Raw genomic sequence first — 16,346 nt, 5'->3', positions numbered from 1 at the left:
CGAACAGTGGCGTAGCGTGGTAAAGCCAGACTATCCTTGAGGTGAATCACCCTTGTTTTCTTGGCTCATTATTAGCCATGAATATAGGCTAAAAACTTTTACGAAGCTAAACTATACCAGCCTAAAAATCAACCTACAGCATCAATTTGGGAACCAATACATTAGCTTCACCACATACAAGAGAAAAAATCTCACTCAGTGGTGACTGCAACTGAACAAACGATAGCCGTCATTAAAGACTTTCGTTCTGACCTTGGCCAGGTAACCGATTTGGTCCAATCAGTCGCCTGGATAAATAGCAGCCCGAATAATCTCTGGCTAGCAAGACGTATTACCAGTAAGCACCCAGTCTTCAAATAGACAAATACCATTAAATTGTCTACCATAAGACCAACTGATTCACCAATAGGAACCAGGAGAATGAGATGAAAAAGCATCTCAACACCGTTGCTAAAACCAATGCTAATCGTGACCTGGTGGCGGTGAGGGCGGCGATGGAAATTATGGATAAATGGGGCTGTACGGCGGAGCAGCAACAAAACATTCTGCAACTCTCCAAGGCTACGTTCTACAAGTACCGCCATGGGGAAACTAAAACCGCTTCGTTGAGCCATGACCAACTGACCCGAATCAGTTATCTGCTGAATATCCATTCCGCCTTGCGTATTGTGTTCAACAACCCAGAGAACGTTTACGGCTTTATGACCATGAAGAACCATAATCCCTTCTTCAATGGCACTACCCCGCTCTCGCTGATCGAAAACGGTGAGTTTGGTCATCTGCATGAAGTGGCTAAACGTGTCGATGTACTGCGTGGCGGGTTGGTCGGATGATCCACCCCGAGATCCCGCGCACCGCTGTCGTGCCGCTGCGTGGCTATCGCCTGATCCATACTAAATACCCAGCGGTTTCAGTGTTTGCCGACGTTGCCAGCCCGGAAGAGTTCGATATTCTGTTTGAGATCCAACAAATCACCAATCCACGCTTGGCAAACCAAGTGGGGAATCTCAATTTGCTGGCGCGTGAAGAGTGGGTATTGGGGATTCCGGGGGCGCACTACGCCATGGCCGCCTTTACCCACGTCAACCCTGACGGGAGCCGTTTTTCCAATGGCGACTACGGGGTCTACTACATCGCAGAGAGCAAAAAGACCGCCATTGCTGAAGTGTCCTATCACTGTGAACGCTACTGGCGCAAGGTGCCCGAGCTTAAGTTTGAATGCTTCGAATATCGCTGCCTGAACACTGAGCTCAGTGATTCTACATTTGCCGATATCACCAGTCAGCCGCTGGAACACCCCTACTATCACTCAACGGACTACCGAGCGGCACAACAATTAGGGGCGGAGTTGCGTAGCGCCCATGCGATTGGCATCACCTATCGTTCCGTGCGCCATCCCGGGGGGATCTGCTGGGGGCTATTTACCCCCAGAACCCTCACCCGCATTGTTCCCTCTTCCTTGCACCAGATTATCTGGGATAACGGCATTATCTCCGTCAATCAGATTACTCGCGGTTAAGTTTATCAAGCAGTTAACCGCGAGTAGCGGTATCAGCATGAAAATTTTCTTGAAAAATTAAATTAATGACATTAAATTAATGTCATTAATTTAATTTTCAACTCTAGGTACTCTATTGTGGCTCGCCCTCTTAAACAGCAGTCTCTTGATATCCCTCGTCGAGCAATAGAGGTGGCAATTGAATTGCTTTCGGAAAAAGACGCCTCAAGCATCACGATGGCGGAAATTGCCAATAGAATCGGTTGTCGTGGCCCTGCGCTTTACAACCATTTTCGTAATCGTAACGCTTTGCTTAGGGCGGTACATGATGAAGGCTTTCAGCGGCTTTATTCCCATAAGCTTGGTCTGCTAACACGCCATAAAAATGACGCCCTAGCACGCCTTCGAGAAGGTGGGGAGGCCTATCTCATTTTTGCCGCTGAAAATCCCGCGTTGTACCGCTTGATGTTTTTCCCTCCCCAAATAGAAGAAATAGATACCCAACCCTTTTCTGCTGATCCAGCACAAAAAGCACTGACATTGCTACGTAATAACGTCATAGAAATTCAGCAAATGGGCTATTTACCAGAACAAGATTCAAATGATGTTGCGTTTACTCTTTGGTCCACTGTCCATGGCGCAGCTCTTCTGATGGCACAACAGCGAACCCCTGATGTAGGGCTTAACGCTGAATTGCTGGCAAAAAACACCGTGAATACATTGATGCTTTTGATTGAAAAAACCCGATCCACTTAAGGAATAGACAACATGCGTAAAGGACTTATGATCACAGCGACTCTGTTCATCCTCTTCATTATGATTGCTGGCTTTATCGGAGTGAACGCAATATTAACAGAACGGGAAATCGCCACTTTTGCAAAGCAAGTACGTGATAGCGCGGACTCTCGTGCGGTCACTATTAAGACGGATAGCCCTGAATTCATGTCATTACCCGAACCCGTACAGCGCTATTTTAAATTTGTTTTTCGTGGTAGCCCGCAACCATTGCGCTATGTTGAATTGACCATGGAAGGCGACTTTCGCAGACCATTGACTACCCAATTCACACCAATGGAGGCAACGCAAACCATCGCAATCCACTCCCCCTCATTACTTTTCACGGGTACGACGCCCATTTTTTTAGGTGTCTGGGCAAAGGCTTACGATGCTTTTTATGATGGGGAAATGACGATGAAAGCGAAAATAATGTCAACGTTCACCGTTGTTAGCGAGCATGAAAGCCCTGAGCTTAATCGTATTTCGTTAAGACGCTGGTTGCTAGAAAGCCCTCTTTACCCGCAAGCGTTATTACCAGGGGGAGTTGTACGCTGGGAGGCTATCAACGCCAATCAAGCTCGTGCGATTGTTTCAGCGCAAGGAATCAGTGCTTCTCTGGTTGCCACATTCAGGGAAGACGGTAGCTTAGAACGTTTTAACGCAGAGCAAGATGGTGATTTGACAACCCCTTATCACGGCTCCGGTGAGCAAGTGGTCCGCACTGATTATCGCCTAGTGAATGACATGATGATTCCATTTGGTTTCGTCATATCTCGTGTTGCAGGTGGCAAAGACTATCCATTTTGGCAAGGCAAAATAACAGATATTAACTTTTATCATTAAGATGGTGGTTAAATGGTCGAGCGGCATCAACAATTAGGGGCCAAATAGGAGCATGCAGTAAAGCCTGACGGTTAGCTGAATGTAAGAAGTGAGCACTCACTGGGGCTTTGAGGTTCGAGCCCCAATTTGCGGTAACGACTGTGTTCTTATATTCCCCAGAACATGAGATTGATGGCATTCTTAATCTCGTCTGCATAGGAGCTAAGATCGATGATAGCCTCCCCCGTTACATTAGCAGAGACACTTGCCAGTTCGGTTGTCATCACGCGGTAATCTTCACCATCAATGCTGACCAAAGGAAACAGTGAGTGATTCACCTTCTCAGAAAGGTGATGAGATTCAATAAGTGGTATAACCATGCGCCGCCTCGGCGTATCAACAAGATCACTTTGTACATCAACAAATAGTTTGTAATGACTTGCCCGTTGGTATTTATAAACAATAAATTGCATATCACCAGTTCCTGTTATCCTCAGCAAACGAGCCATGTTGCTCGATAAAAATTGCAACTTCTTCCATGCCTTCACGGTTATCCGCTTGCCATTGCTCGGTCTTTATCTTACGAGCCTCTTTGCCTATGGTGTCGTTAACCAGACCAGAAATATTTATTCCAGCAGAAATAAGCACCTGATAATTATCTTTATCTACGGTAACACTGACTCTGTGCTTCATAGTACCCCCCCTCAGTATGTATTTTCAGTATATACTGAAGGTAATCAGCAAGCAATGGACTGAGATGAGCGCGGAAAGTCGCAGAATAATGGGGGAGATCAACCAAGAGGCCAGTAGCAGCCTCTTGGATTAAGTGTCTCGGGGGTTAAAAGCGGTTAAAGGGCGCTGAATACGCCACCAGGCCATTGGCCCCATGCAGAGCATCTTCAGCCAACGGGTAAACCTGGAATGCGGCTTCGGTTCCCGGCCAGCGGCAGTGTAGATCATACTGAGCGGCAGCTTTAAAGCCAAAACGCCCGTAGTAGGCGGGGTCCCCCAGTACTACCACTGCGGCATAGCTGAACTCGTTGAGTGCATCCAACCCTTCATAAACCAACTTTTCTGCCAATCCCTGGCGGCGTTGATCTTCTGCCACCGCTAAGGGAGCCAGAGCCACCCATAAACGGTCCTCTCCGGCAACTTCAACCGGGCTGAAAGCGGCATAACCCACCACGCCCCCTTGTTCATCAGTAGCAACAACCCCTAACGTCAGTAAGCCATCCTCACGCAGTTGTCGTACCAGGTCCGCTTCATCATCCCGGCCAAATGCGTCACGCAGTAAAGCATCAATGCCTGCTGCATCCACCGGTATCTCAACACGGACTAACATGGCTGCACCACACGGGAAGCGTACACCGTGTCCTCTTGCAGACCCGCCTCAACAAAATCGGCCAACTGTAACAGCCCAATGCGCAACGGCGCTGGCATCGCATCAAGATCGATGGCGTCCATCAGGTTTTTAACATAGAGTCCCAATTCCGTATCTCCTTCAATCTGCAACCGGCGCTGGAAAAACAGCGTGTCGGGATCTTGCTTACGAGCAGCAATCAAGATCAGATCGTTGGCCTCACCACTGAAGCTCACATCAGCCTGCGCCTGTTGGCTCACCACCAGCTTATCGTTCTCTACGGTCATAAACCATTGTAGCGCCAGGTCGCGCACTTCAATTTTCAACCAGCGTGATTCAAGAAATGCCAAATCGCCATCGGCCAGCGCTTGGCGAAATTGCCAGCCCAGCAATTGTTCCAAAAGCTGGCGCTGCAGAGCAAACGGCGTGAATTTTAGTGGCACACGTAATAGTGACGGCCCTTGGCGCACAATGCGCGCTCGTAGTTTTTCCAACACGTTCACTCACTCCTTTCCACTCAATTTTAGATTATTTTGCCACATTAATGCCCCAGATAACCGATCTATCCGCAGAATCATTCACGGCAAGGGGGATAAAACCCGTCATCAAGGTGGTTTTGTAGCGCTGACACCCTTTCTATCATCAATCAATACGCCAGAAACTGCCCCAAATCAAAGCCTGTTAACTTCGGGTTTACTAGAATTAGCCTCCCGCAATATGAATGAACTTGGATATCACTCCGCCACCGGATAATCATGTTGACCGGCAACATTTATCACCACGTGTCCCTCGCTGGGTACACGGCTGAATCAGGATAGACCTATGGAGCTGCTTTGCCCCGCCGGTAATCTGCCAGCATTGAAAGCTGCAGTAGATAATGGCGCAGATGCAATTTATATCGGCCTGAAAGACGATACCAACGCACGCCACTTCGCCGGGTTGAACTTTACCGAAAAAAAGTTACAGGAAGCCGTCGACTATGTACATCGGCATGGTCGCAAATTACACATCGCCATCAATACCTTTGCCCACCCGGATGGGTATGTCCGCTGGCAGCGCGCTGTGGATGTCGCAGCGCAATTGGGGGCAGATGCGCTGATTCTGGCTGACTTGGCGATGCTGGAATACGCCGCTGAACGTTATCCGCAGGTGGAACGCCATGTCTCGGTGCAAGCCTCTGCCACCAACGAAGAAGCCATTCGCTTTTATCAGCGCCACTTTGATGTCGCCCGAGTGGTGTTACCGCGCGTGCTTTCCATGCATCAGGTCAAGCAATTGTCGCGTACCAGCCCGGTGCCGTTAGAGGTTTTTGCCTTTGGTAGCTTATGCATCATGGCTGAAGGGCGCTGTTACCTCTCCTCTTATTTGACCGGTGAATCCCCCAATACCATTGGTGCCTGTTCCCCGGCGCGCTTTGTACGCTGGCAACAAACTGCACAAGGGATGGAGTCGCGGCTGAATAATGTGCTGATTGATCGCTATCAGGATGGCGAAAATGCCGGTTATCCAACGCTATGTAAAGGCCGCTATCTGGTGGATAACGTGCTTTATCACCCGCTGGAAGAACCTACCAGCCTCAATACGCTGGAATTGTTACCAGAGCTGTTAGCCGCCAATATTGCGTCGGTGAAAATTGAAGGCCGTCAACGCAGCCCAGCCTATGTCAGCCAAGTGGCACGGGTTTGGCGTCAGGCGATTGATCGCTGTATCGCCAATCCGGCCACCTATCAGCCAGACGCCGCCTGGATGGAGACGCTCGGCGCGATGTCAGAAGGGACCCAAACCACATTGGGTGCCTATCACCGCAAATGGCAGTAGTGAGAGAAACCATGAAATATGCATTAGGCCCAGTGCTCTACTACTGGCCAAAAACCGAGGTGGAAGCCTTTTATCAGCAAGCTGTTAATAGTAGCGCCGATATTATCTATCTGGGCGAATCTGTCTGCACCAAACGGCGTGAGATGAAAGTCACCGAATGGCTAGCATTGGCCCAGGAGATCGCCAAATCCGGTAAGCAGGTGGTGATATCCACGCTGGCACTGTTGCAGGCCCCTTCGGAATTGAACGAATTAAAGCGTTATGTGGAAAATGGCGAATTTCTGATTGAAGCCAATGATCTCGGTACTGTGAATATGGCGGCGGAACGCGGTCTGCCGTTTGTCGCCGGGCATGCGCTCAATTGTTACAACGGCTATACGCTACGTCTGTTACACAAACAAGGCATGATACGTTGGTGTATGCCGGTGGAGCTGTCCCGCGACTGGTTAGCCAACTTGCTGCAACAATGTGATGAGTTGGGGTTCCGCCAGCAGTTTGAAGTGGAAGTGCTCAGCTATGGTCACCTGCCGTTGGCTTACTCCGCGCGCTGTTTTACCGCTCGCTCAGAAAACAGGGGCAAAGACGAATGTGAAACCTGCTGCATTAAATATCCCCAGGGCAGAGTGGTTAACTCACAAGAGAATCAACAGGTGTTCGTGCTCAATGGTATTCAAACCCTGAGTGGTTACTGTTACAACCTGGGCAATGAACTCGCCGGTATGCAGGGATTGGTGGATGTGGTGCGCCTGTCACCAGAAAATGCGGAGACGCTGGCCTTGATTGACCGTTTCCGCGCTAACGAGCAAGGTCAACAGCCCTTGGCATTAACCGATCACGCGCAATGCAATGGCTACTGGCGGCGCGTTGCCGGGTTAGAGTTGGTGCAGTAAGGCCTCTCCAATACTCAAAATGCTCAGGGGGCCAGAAACCACTGGCCCCTTAATGCCACTCAGTTGATTCGATCAGCGCTGGATCAAATAACGAATGGTTGGCCCATCCTGCTGAATGTCCAATACGGTGTAACCGTGGTTACGCGCATCCAGTGGGATATTGTTAATCGACTGCGGACAATCGCTAATCACTTCCAGTATTTCACCCGCTTTAAGCTGTGGCATCGCCTCTAATGTGGCAACCGCCGGGTAGGGGCAAGGTTCTCCCACCATATCCAGGCGATAATCCGGCACTATTTCAGCCTGTTTCATCCTTCACTCCTTAAATTCACCGTCTGGGTGTCGTGTTTATTACGGAAAAAGCGTTTCTCCCACCACAGCATGGCGGCAAAAGCGATGCCCAACATCAGGTAAGTGACCAACAACCCGCCAATCGGCCCAAAGGCTTCCAGCAGGTTAACCTTGCTATAATTAGTCGCCAGTGCAGGTGCCAGGTCATCCCAAAAATAGGCCAGTAGCGTAGCACCGATAATATTGCCGAAGCCGACCCACCAGTAATGAACTTGCCCTTCAACCGCACGATACATCCAGCCAGTTTCACAACCACCCGCCAGGACAATACCGAAGCCAAACAGCAGGCCACCTAACACGGCATTTGGCCCTGCCCACATGATTTTGGGCGCCACCCCCAACTGCACGTAACTGAAGATGCCAATGGCACTCACCACCATCCCCAGAATTATCGCCTTGGCCATATGGGTGCGCCCTGTGATCCACAGGTCACGAAATGCCGAAGTAAAGCAGATCTGGGCCCGTTCAATCAACAAACCGAACCCTATGCCAAACAGCATAGCGATACCCAACTTGGGTGCATCAAACAGTGTCCATAATGACCAAGCCAGCGCGAGGAAAAAAATCACCATCCCCAAGCGAAAGCGGTAGCGAGCCTGCTGAGGTTTTTGCGTCAGTGGGGAAGCGGTGTTCACTTTTTGCAATTTGACCGGGATACGAAACATCGGCAGCAGGGTGAATTTAGCGCCAAAATAAGAGCCTACTGCGGTTGCCAGTGCAAAGAACCAGGCATGTAGTGAAAACTGCGGAATCCCAGTAAAAAAGGCGGCCAGATTACACCCCATGGCCAAGCGCGCACCAAACCCCGCTATGATGCCCCCCAGCAACGCTTGCGCAATGCGAATACGGTGCTGCGGCATTCGTAATTTAACATTGTTGGCCCATAATGCCGCCGCGATACAACCGGCAAACATGCCAATAATCATCCGCCCATCAATGCGTTCCAGTGGCGTCCCTTGCAAGCCGATGACCTTGAAGTAGCCCCACTGTTCAGGATGGAAACCCAACCCCTGCAATAGATGCCCGCCCCAGCGCGTGAATTCACCCGTCACGGCCCAGAAAGTACCGGTCAGACCGAAATAATAAGTCGAGAGCAACCCTGCGGCGATCACCGCCGGCAACGGTGCCCAAAATCGTACCAGGTACTGAGATTTGAATTGCTGCCAGTGCATGGCATCTCCTACGCATATCAGACGACAAAAACCCGGCAATAATACGCCACTTTGCTTTATTCGCGGTTGTTCAGGCGAAAAAAAACCAGCTAGAAAGCTGGTTTTCTGAGGATAATCACCAAATCAATGATTATGCATCACCAAAACGGCGACGTGGTGTGCTAGGTGCGGCATCGCTACGGCGTGGCGCTGGTTTGCCATCGCGGTTGAAATTACCACCACGGCGTTCACCACCTGCATTGCCACCTGCATTGCCACCTTCACGGCGCTCACCAAAAGAGCGGCGTGGAGCAGCAGGAGCACCATCACGACGCTCACGGCGTTCATGAGGTTGTGCATCACCAAGCAGTTGCATGTTCATCGGTTTATTCAGAATGCGGGTACGAGTGAAGTGATTCAGGATCTCGCCCGGCATACCTTTTGGCAACTCAATGGTTGAGTGAGAAGCAAACAACTTGATGTTACCGATGTAACGGCTGCTGATGTCGCCTTCGTTAGCAATCGCGCCAACGATATGACGAACTTCCACACCGTCATCACGGCCCACTTCAATGCGATACAACTGCATTTCACCCACGTCACGGCGCTCACGACGTGGACGATCGCCACCTTCGCGGCTATCTGGACGAGCATCACGACGACCACGGTCAGCACGGTCACCACGACCACGATCATCACGGTCATTGAACTCACGACGCTGACGCGGTTTGAATACCGGATCAGGTGGCAGGATCAACGGACGCTCACCCTGTGCCATTTTCAGCAAAGCGGCGGCCAAGGTTTCCATCTCCAGCTCTTCAGCCGGTTGCAGCTTAGCCAACAGCGCACGGTACATATCCAGATCACTGCTTTCCAGCTGTTGCTGTACTTTGGCTGCGAACTTAGCCAGACGGCGTTCACCCAAAAGCGCTGCATTCGGCAGTTCCACTTCAGGGATGGTCAGCTTCATGGTGTGTTCAATGTTACGCAGCAAGCGGCGCTCACGGTTTTCCACGAACAACAATGCGCGGCCAGCACGGCCTGCACGGCCAGTACGACCAATACGGTGAACGTAAGACTCTGAATCCATAGGGATATCATAGTTTACTACCAGGCTGATACGCTCAACATCCAAGCCACGAGCAGCAACGTCGGTGGCGATCAGAATATTCAAGCGACCATCTTTCAAACGCTCCAGTGTCTGCTCACGCAGTGCCTGGTTCATGTCGCCGTTGAGTGCTGCACTGTTGTAGCCGCTGCGCTCCAAGGCTTCCGCCACTTCCAGCGTGGCATTTTTGGTACGCACGAAGATGATCGCTGCGTCAAAATCTTCAGATTCCAGGAAACGCACCAGCGCTTCGTTCTTACGCATACCTTGCACCGTCCAGTAACTCTGGCTGATGTCCGGGCGAGTAGTCACGTTAGATTGGATGCGAACTTCCTGCGGATCTTTCATAAAACGGCGTGTAATACGGCGGATCACTTCCGGCATGGTGGCAGAAAACAGTGCGGTCTGATGTTCCGCCGGGATCTGCGCCATAATGGTTTCTACATCTTCAATAAAGCCCATGCGTAGCATTTCATCGGCTTCATCCAGCACCAGACCTTTCAAGCTGGACAGGTTCAAGGTACCACGCTTGAGGTGATCCAACAGGCGGCCTGGCGTACCGACCACAATTTGTGGCCCTTGGCGCAAAGCGCGCAATTGTACGTCATAACGCTGGCCACCGTACAAGGCGACAACATTGACGCCATGCATATGTTTGGCGAAATCAGCCATGGCTTCAGAAACCTGAACGGCCAGTTCGCGTGTCGGTGCCAACACCAGAATTTGTGGTGCTTTTAACGCCGCATCCAAGTTATGCAGCAGGGGCAGCGAGAACGCTGCAGTTTTGCCGCTACCAGTCTGGGCCATACCCAGCACATCGCGGCCATTTAACAGGTGAGGAATACACTCAGCCTGAATCGGTGATGGTTTTTCATAGCCCAAATCAGTCAGGGCAGCAATGATCGGTGCAGATAGGCCCAGATCAGCAAAAGAAGTTTCAAACTCAGTAGTCATGTAAACGTGTCTCATTAATGATGGCAGCCAGTTTACATAACTCGTCGAGAAAACTTTCAGTCGTTTTCATTTAAAAGTGTGAACCGGCTCAAATTTGTTTATAAAACAGACAAAAAGCCCTCGCCCGCCAAGGCGATAATTTTGGTCAAAAACCAATGTATCTCAGGCTGAGATCCTCTATTTTCCTGGCTGTGCGTTAGCGGCAACTCGAAATTTATTGGATATAGTGTCTGTCAGCTATTGTTGGTCGGATTCCGATAGGTCGTCTTGTTCTTGGCCCAGTAGAGCCAATTCCAACAATGCATAGCGGTGCTCAACAAAGTTATGAACGTTGTTAGCTACCGTCAGTTTGAACAACGCAGTAGCGCTGTCCTTATCCCCCAGACTTAGGTAATACTTACCTAAATAGAAGTTTGTTTCACTGAGATGTTCAGCGAGCGAAGTGTTATCCGTTGTATCTGCCTTGAGTCTTTCCATCAGCGTGCTTTCACTGATTTTACCCAGGTAGAATTCGACAATATTCCATCCCCATTGCCCTCTGTCCGCTTTATCATAACGCTGCTGGAGCGAAACGCTGGCTGCCTTGGGATCAACACTTCTTTCCACCAGGTAAAGCCATAACGAACGGAAGGGATCGTTTGGGTCGTCTTGATAAAACGCCTGCAGATCATCCTGCGCCAACAGGAAGCGGCCACCATAATACAGTGCAATGCCCCGGTTTAAACGCGCGTAGTTGTAAGTTGGATCAAGCTCTAGTACAGAATCAAACGCTTCATACGCGGCATCAAAATTGCCTGCCTGCGTGAAGTAAATGCCAAGATAGTTAAAAACTTCCGGCATATCAGGACGTATCGCCAGCGCTTGCGAAAAATCGTTGCGCGCTAGAGCACGTAGCCCGAGGCTATCATACAGCACTCCGCGCTCATATAAAAGCTGTGCGCGTTCATCATTAGTCAGTGCTTGGCTGGCAAGTATCTGTTCCATGCGCGCCAAGATCACTTCCTGCTGCAATGTGGGCTGCAACGGAATAGCCAGAACGTCATCTTTACGCCAATCATTGTTGCTGCATCCTGCCAGCCAAAGTGCTGTCGCAACGTAACACCAGCGCAAGAAAGGCTTCATTTCTTACTCCCAAAAACAAACATTGGCTGAACGTCCTGTCCTCCGCTTGCTAAAACGCGAGCATCCTACCCGCACGATGATAACAGCCCCGCCGCGAAGGCGGGGACTGTAAAGTTATTGATACACTTATTCTGCTTCTGGCGCAGGAGCTGCAGACGCTTCTGGCGCTGTGGCTTCTTTGATGCTCAGGCGTACACGGCCCTGGCGATCAACTTCCAGTACCTTGACCGGAACTTCTTGGCCCATCTGCAGATAGTCAGTCACTTTCTCAACACGCTTGTCGGCAATTTGAGAAATATGCACCAGACCTTCTTTGCCGCCGCCGATGGCCACGAAAGCACCAAAATCAACGATACGGGTCACTTTACCCTGGTACACACGGCCAACTTCGATCTCAGCAGTGATCTCTTCGATGCGACGAATAGCATACTTCGCTTTATCGCCATCGGTAGCAGCAATTTTCACTGTACCATCATCTTCAATTTCAATGGTGGTACCGGTTTCTTCAGTCAACGCACGGATAACCGAACCACCTTTACCAATCACGTCTTTAATCTTGTCTGGATTAATCTTGATAGTATGGATACGCGGTGCAAACTCAGAAATGTCACCACGAGGCGTGCTGATGGCCTGCTCCATCACACCCAGAATGTGCAAACGCGCACCCTTAGCCTGATTCAGCGCCACCTGCATGATCTCACGGGTGATGCCTTCAATTTTAATGTCCATCTGCAGTGCGGTGATACCTTCACGGCTACCGGCAACTTTGAAGTCCATGTCACCCAGGTGGTCTTCGTCACCCAGAATATCAGACAGAACCACAAAATTATCCTGCTCTTTCACCAAGCCCATGGCGATACCCGCAACCGCAGACTTGATTGGCACACCAGCATCCATCAGTGCCAGAGAAGCACCGCAGACCGAAGCCATAGAGGAAGAACCATTGGATTCAGTGATTTCAGACACTACACGTACCGTGTACGGAAAATCTTCCGGCTTAGGCATCATAGCCAATACGCCGCGTTTTGCCAGGCGACCATGGCCAATTTCACGGCGTTTAGGCGAACCGACCATGCCGGTTTCACCCACCGAGTACGGAGGGAAATTGTAGTGGAACAGGAAGCTGTCGGTTTTTTCGCCCATCAGCTCATCGATAATCTGTGCGTCACGCGCGGTGCCCAGCGTGGCGGTAACCAGAGCCTGGGTTTCGCCACGGGTAAACAGCGCCGAACCGTGGGTACGAGGCAGAACACCGGTACGCACGTCCAGACCACGGATCATGTCTTTTTCGCGACCATCGATACGTGGTTCGCCACGCAGTACGCGACTACGCACCACTTGTTTCTCAACATCACCCAGGATGTCCTGGATTTCACCGGCATCCAGTGTTTCATCTTGTGCCAGCAGTGTTTCCACTACGCTGTCTTTAACCGCATCAACTTGAGCATAACGCGCTTGCTTCTCAGTAATGTGGTAAGCATCGCCCAAGCGGCTTTCAGCCAGTTCGGCTACACGAGCATGCAGCGCTTCGTTGATTGGCGTAGGCTGCCAATCCCACTTAGGTTTGCCAGCTTCACGCACCAAGTCATTAATGTTTTCGATAACGACTTGTTGTTGCTCATGGCCAAACACCACGGCACCCAACATCTGCTCTTCACTCAGTACTTCGGCTTCAGATTCCACCATCAGCACCGCACCAGCGGTACCAGCAACCACTAGGTCGAGGCGAGATTCTTTCAGCTCATCCGCAGTTGGGTTCAGCACATACTGGTCGTTAATGTAACCCACACGGGCAGCGCCAATTGGGCCATTGAACGGGATACCCGACAGGCTCAGAGCAGCAGAAGCACCGATCATGGCGACAATGTCCGGGTTAACCTGTGGGTTAAGAGAGACGACTGTAGCGATCACCTGAACTTCATTGAGGAAGCTATCTGGAAACAGCGGACGAATTGGGCGGTCAATCAGACGGGAAGTCAGGGTTTCACCTTCACTTGGGCGGCCTTCACGGCGGAAGAAACTCCCCGGAATACGACCAACTGCATAGGTACGTTCCTGATAGTTAACCGTCAACGGGAAGAAGGACTGCCCCGGTTTGGCTTTCTTTTGGCCCACAACGGTAACGAATACCGCTGTATCATCCATATTCACCATCACGGCGGCTGTGGCTTGACGAGCCATCATTCCCGTCTCAATAGTGACTGTATGTTGACCATACTGGAATTTGCGAATAATTGGTGTCAGCAAAATTTAATCCTTCGTTGAGGGTACGTCAGTATTGGTTACGCGACACACCCGGGAATCGACTTGCCTTCACATTACATCCTCGCGACTAATGACAATCTTTATCTCATACCCATCGCCAATCAAACTGCAGGGGTGTTGACTACACTCGTTCACCCTAGTCACATAGTTATCTATGCTCCTAGGGACTCACTCTCTTGTCGCCTACCTGCAACTCGATTGAACTTGGGTATACAAACCAAGATAAAGCCTCTCATTAGCCGCGCGAACCGCTGTAACGGAAGAACCTAGTAATACATTAACCTTATTTGTCTATGCTTCCTAGAAGAAAGGGGCCAATTTGGCCCCTTTCTACTGAAACTTGTTCGATTAGCGACGCAGACCCAGACGTTCAATCAGGCTGGCATAACGTGCTACATCTTTACGCTTCAGGTAGTCCAGCAGCTTACGACGCTGAGAAACCATACGCAGCAGACCACGACGGCTGTGGTGATCTTTTTTGTGTTCTGAGAAGTGGCCTTGCAGATGGTTAATCTGCGCAGTTAACAGGGCAACCTGAACTTCGGTAGAACCGCTGTCGTTAGTACCACGACCGAAATCAGCTACGATTTTAGCTTTAGCTTCAACACTTAGAGACATTGTCATACTCCAAATTATAAATAACAGACACGGGCGCCGATCTCTAATTCAGCAACCCAATAATTAACTGCGCTATTCTACTCTTAGCCTTGTATGATCGCAAGGCAAGGCAGCGATAACCATTCAAGTTATAGATATATCGATTATGTTATTCAGCCGCCTTTGGCAGGGCTTTCAGCTGAACGGGGGTATCGTCTGTATATTCAACCACTAAGCGACGCGGTGCCACCCGACCATCATCAGCAATCTCGCCAATACCGATAAATTTCCCTGTTTCGCCTTCAGTCATACGCACCAAACCAGCGGATGGCGCATGGCTAACTTGTACCGGTTGCCCCTGTTTAACGTAATAGGCGACAGCGGACGACAAGTTCACAACCGGAAAATCTGCCGCAGGGCTATCCATCGGCATCAGCAGCGGATCGAGCAACTCACTGGCAACCTGACCTTGTTGATTGGCCTGTTCCAGTAAAGCGTTGAGTTGATCCAGAGTAACCATACGGGCCAGTGGGTATTTCGCCACTTGCAGACGCCGCAGATATATCACATGCGCCCCACACCCCAGCAGTTCACCCAAATCATCGATAATGGTGCGAATATAGGTCCCTTTCGAACAGTGGACCTCCAGTTCCAGTTCATCCCCTTCCCAGCGGATAAATTGGAGCTCGTAGACGGTGATAGCACGCGCTTCACGTGGAACTTCAATACCCTGCCGAGCGTACTCATACAGCTTTTTGCCCTGATATTTCAGCGCTGAATACATGGAAGGAACTTGCTGGATATTCCCCCGGAAGGTCTGCAACGCCGCATCCAGTTGTGCCTGCGTGAAACTGACCGGCCGCTGTTGCACGATCTGCCCATCCGCATCCGAAGTATCCGTGCGTTGCCCCAAACGGGCAATCACACGGTAACGTTTATCGGAATCGAGCAGATACTGGGAAAATTTAGTCGCTTCACCCAGGCAAATCGGCAGCATACCGGTCGCTAATGGATCGAGTGCCCCGGTATGACCTGCACGGTTGGCATTGTAGATACGCTTTACTTTTTGTAGAGCATCATTGGACGACAGGTTTTGTGGCTTATCCAGCAGCAGTACACCGTGGATATCACGGCCGCGGCGGCGAGGACGACTCATTAAGCCTCCTCGTTGTCGCCTGATGCGCTACGACGCTCTTCGTCGTGCTTCACCACATTGGTCACCAGGTTAGACATACGCATCCCTTCAACCAGCGAATTGTCGTAGGCAAACGTCAACTCCGGTACTACCCGCAGGCGCATGGCTTTACCCAACAGGGTGCGGATATACCCCGCAGCGTCCTGCAACGCTTTAATACCGTTAGTCACCAGCGCTGGGTCGTGGTTTTCAGTGAGAACATTCAAGAAGGTCACATAGACTTTGGCATAGGCCAGGTCACGAGAGACCTCTACACCTGAAACGGTCGCCATACCGATGCGTGGATCTTTGACTTCACGCTGCAGAATAATGGCAATCTCTTTTTGCATTTCTTGCGCCACGCGTTGACCGCGGCTGAATTCTTTTGGCATGTGGCTATCCTCCAGACAAAACAGGGGGCACATGGCCCCCACAACACTATTTTTGCATTATTCGAAC

General features: G+C 50.5%; 19 protein-coding genes. 6 read left to right on the top strand and 13 right to left on the bottom strand.

Going from position 1 to position 16,346, the window contains the following annotated elements; all coding sequences use genetic code 11:
* Positions 1 to 425: 425 nt before the first annotated feature.
* From IO95_RS06855 to IO95_RS06840, 4 genes are all read left to right on the top strand, one after another.
* Positions 426 to 833: an MbcA/ParS/Xre antitoxin family protein gene (locus IO95_RS06855; RefSeq protein ID WP_023492802.1), complete on the top strand. Its 408-nt coding sequence runs from the start codon at positions 426 to 428 to the stop codon at positions 831 to 833.
* Positions 830 to 1,519, top strand: a complete 690-nt coding sequence (locus IO95_RS06850) for an RES family NAD+ phosphorylase (RefSeq protein WP_023492803.1) — start codon at positions 830 to 832, stop codon at positions 1,517 to 1,519. The genes IO95_RS06855 and IO95_RS06850 overlap by 4 nt, the downstream gene beginning before the upstream one ends.
* Before the next feature lie 117 nt (positions 1,520 to 1,636).
* A complete protein-coding gene (locus IO95_RS06845; protein ID WP_023492804.1) occupies positions 1,637 to 2,254 on the top strand; it encodes a TetR/AcrR family transcriptional regulator in 618 nt (205 codons plus the stop codon).
* A 12-nt stretch (positions 2,255 to 2,266) separates the two neighbouring features.
* Entirely contained in the window at positions 2,267 to 3,118 is an 852-nt protein-coding gene (locus IO95_RS06840; protein ID WP_037384488.1) for a DUF6544 family protein, read from the top strand.
* Positions 3,119 to 3,264: 146 nt separating this feature from the next.
* Here IO95_RS06840 and ccdB read toward each other — a convergent pair whose 3' ends face one another.
* From ccdB to IO95_RS06820, 4 genes are all read right to left on the bottom strand, one after another.
* Positions 3,265 to 3,570, bottom strand: a complete 306-nt coding sequence (gene ccdB / locus IO95_RS06835) for a type II toxin-antitoxin system toxin CcdB (protein ID WP_037384485.1) — start codon at positions 3,568 to 3,570, stop codon at positions 3,265 to 3,267.
* Between the two features lies 1 nt (position 3,571).
* Entirely contained in the window at positions 3,572 to 3,790 is a 219-nt protein-coding gene (gene ccdA / locus IO95_RS06830; RefSeq protein WP_037384482.1) for a type II toxin-antitoxin system antitoxin CcdA, read from the bottom strand.
* Between the two features lie 145 nt (positions 3,791 to 3,935).
* On the bottom strand, positions 3,936 to 4,439 hold the full coding sequence (locus IO95_RS06825) for a GNAT family N-acetyltransferase (RefSeq protein WP_023489005.1): 504 nt from the start codon (positions 4,437 to 4,439) through the stop codon (positions 3,936 to 3,938).
* Positions 4,433 to 4,954, bottom strand: coding sequence for an SCP2 domain-containing protein (locus IO95_RS06820; RefSeq protein WP_023489006.1), 522 nt, complete (start codon positions 4,952 to 4,954; stop codon positions 4,433 to 4,435). Before IO95_RS06820 ends, IO95_RS06825 begins: the two co-directional genes overlap by 7 nt.
* A gap of 325 nt (positions 4,955 to 5,279) precedes the next feature.
* Between IO95_RS06820 and IO95_RS06815 the strand changes: the two genes are divergently transcribed.
* Both IO95_RS06815 and IO95_RS06810 read left to right on the top strand, forming a co-directional pair.
* Positions 5,280 to 6,275: a peptidase U32 family protein gene (locus tag IO95_RS06815; RefSeq protein WP_023489007.1), complete on the top strand. Its 996-nt coding sequence runs from the start codon at positions 5,280 to 5,282 to the stop codon at positions 6,273 to 6,275.
* A gap of 11 nt (positions 6,276 to 6,286) precedes the next feature.
* A complete protein-coding gene (locus IO95_RS06810) occupies positions 6,287 to 7,165 on the top strand; it encodes a U32 family peptidase (protein ID WP_023489008.1) in 879 nt (292 codons plus the stop codon).
* Between the two features lie 72 nt (positions 7,166 to 7,237).
* Here the strand turns inward: IO95_RS06810 and yedF are convergent, their stop codons facing one another.
* The 9 genes from yedF to rbfA form a co-directional block, all read right to left on the bottom strand.
* Positions 7,238 to 7,477, bottom strand: a complete 240-nt coding sequence (gene yedF / locus IO95_RS06805) for a sulfurtransferase-like selenium metabolism protein YedF (RefSeq protein ID WP_023489009.1) — start codon at positions 7,475 to 7,477, stop codon at positions 7,238 to 7,240.
* Positions 7,474 to 8,688, bottom strand: coding sequence for a selenium metabolism membrane protein YedE/FdhT (gene yedE, locus IO95_RS06800; RefSeq protein ID WP_023489010.1), 1,215 nt, complete (start codon positions 8,686 to 8,688; stop codon positions 7,474 to 7,476). Before yedE ends, yedF begins: the two co-directional genes overlap by 4 nt.
* 130 nt (positions 8,689 to 8,818) lie before the next feature.
* The gene (locus IO95_RS06795) at positions 8,819 to 10,729 is read right to left on the bottom strand and encodes a DEAD/DEAH family ATP-dependent RNA helicase (protein WP_023489011.1); all 1,911 of its coding nucleotides are present in this window, start codon (positions 10,727 to 10,729) and stop codon (positions 8,819 to 8,821) included.
* Positions 10,719 to 10,799, bottom strand: coding sequence for a protein YrbN (yrbN, locus tag IO95_RS26430; RefSeq protein WP_152554907.1), 81 nt, complete (start codon positions 10,797 to 10,799; stop codon positions 10,719 to 10,721). The genes IO95_RS06795 and yrbN overlap by 11 nt, the downstream gene beginning before the upstream one ends.
* Positions 10,800 to 10,966: 167 nt before the next feature.
* Positions 10,967 to 11,851, bottom strand: a complete 885-nt coding sequence (gene nlpI, locus IO95_RS06790) for a lipoprotein NlpI (RefSeq protein ID WP_023489012.1) — start codon at positions 11,849 to 11,851, stop codon at positions 10,967 to 10,969.
* Positions 11,852 to 11,977: 126 nt separating this feature from the next.
* Positions 11,978 to 14,098 (bottom strand): polyribonucleotide nucleotidyltransferase, encoded by a 2,121-nt coding sequence (gene pnp, locus IO95_RS06785; RefSeq protein WP_023489013.1) that lies wholly within the window; start codon positions 14,096 to 14,098, stop codon positions 11,978 to 11,980.
* A gap of 366 nt (positions 14,099 to 14,464) precedes the next feature.
* On the bottom strand, positions 14,465 to 14,734 hold the full coding sequence (gene rpsO / locus IO95_RS06780) for a 30S ribosomal protein S15 (protein ID WP_023489014.1): 270 nt from the start codon (positions 14,732 to 14,734) through the stop codon (positions 14,465 to 14,467).
* A 148-nt stretch (positions 14,735 to 14,882) separates the two neighbouring features.
* Positions 14,883 to 15,869 (bottom strand): tRNA pseudouridine(55) synthase TruB, encoded by a 987-nt coding sequence (truB, locus tag IO95_RS06775; RefSeq protein ID WP_023489015.1) that lies wholly within the window; start codon positions 15,867 to 15,869, stop codon positions 14,883 to 14,885.
* Positions 15,869 to 16,279 (bottom strand): 30S ribosome-binding factor RbfA, encoded by a 411-nt coding sequence (gene rbfA / locus IO95_RS06770; RefSeq protein ID WP_023489016.1) that lies wholly within the window; start codon positions 16,277 to 16,279, stop codon positions 15,869 to 15,871. The genes truB and rbfA overlap by 1 nt, the downstream gene beginning before the upstream one ends.
* Positions 16,280 to 16,346 lie beyond the last annotated feature (67 nt).

This window comes from Serratia sp. DD3 (genome assembly GCF_000496755.2).
Note: the sequence above shows the minus strand (reverse complement) of the source record. Positions and strands in the feature narration are given on the sequence as shown.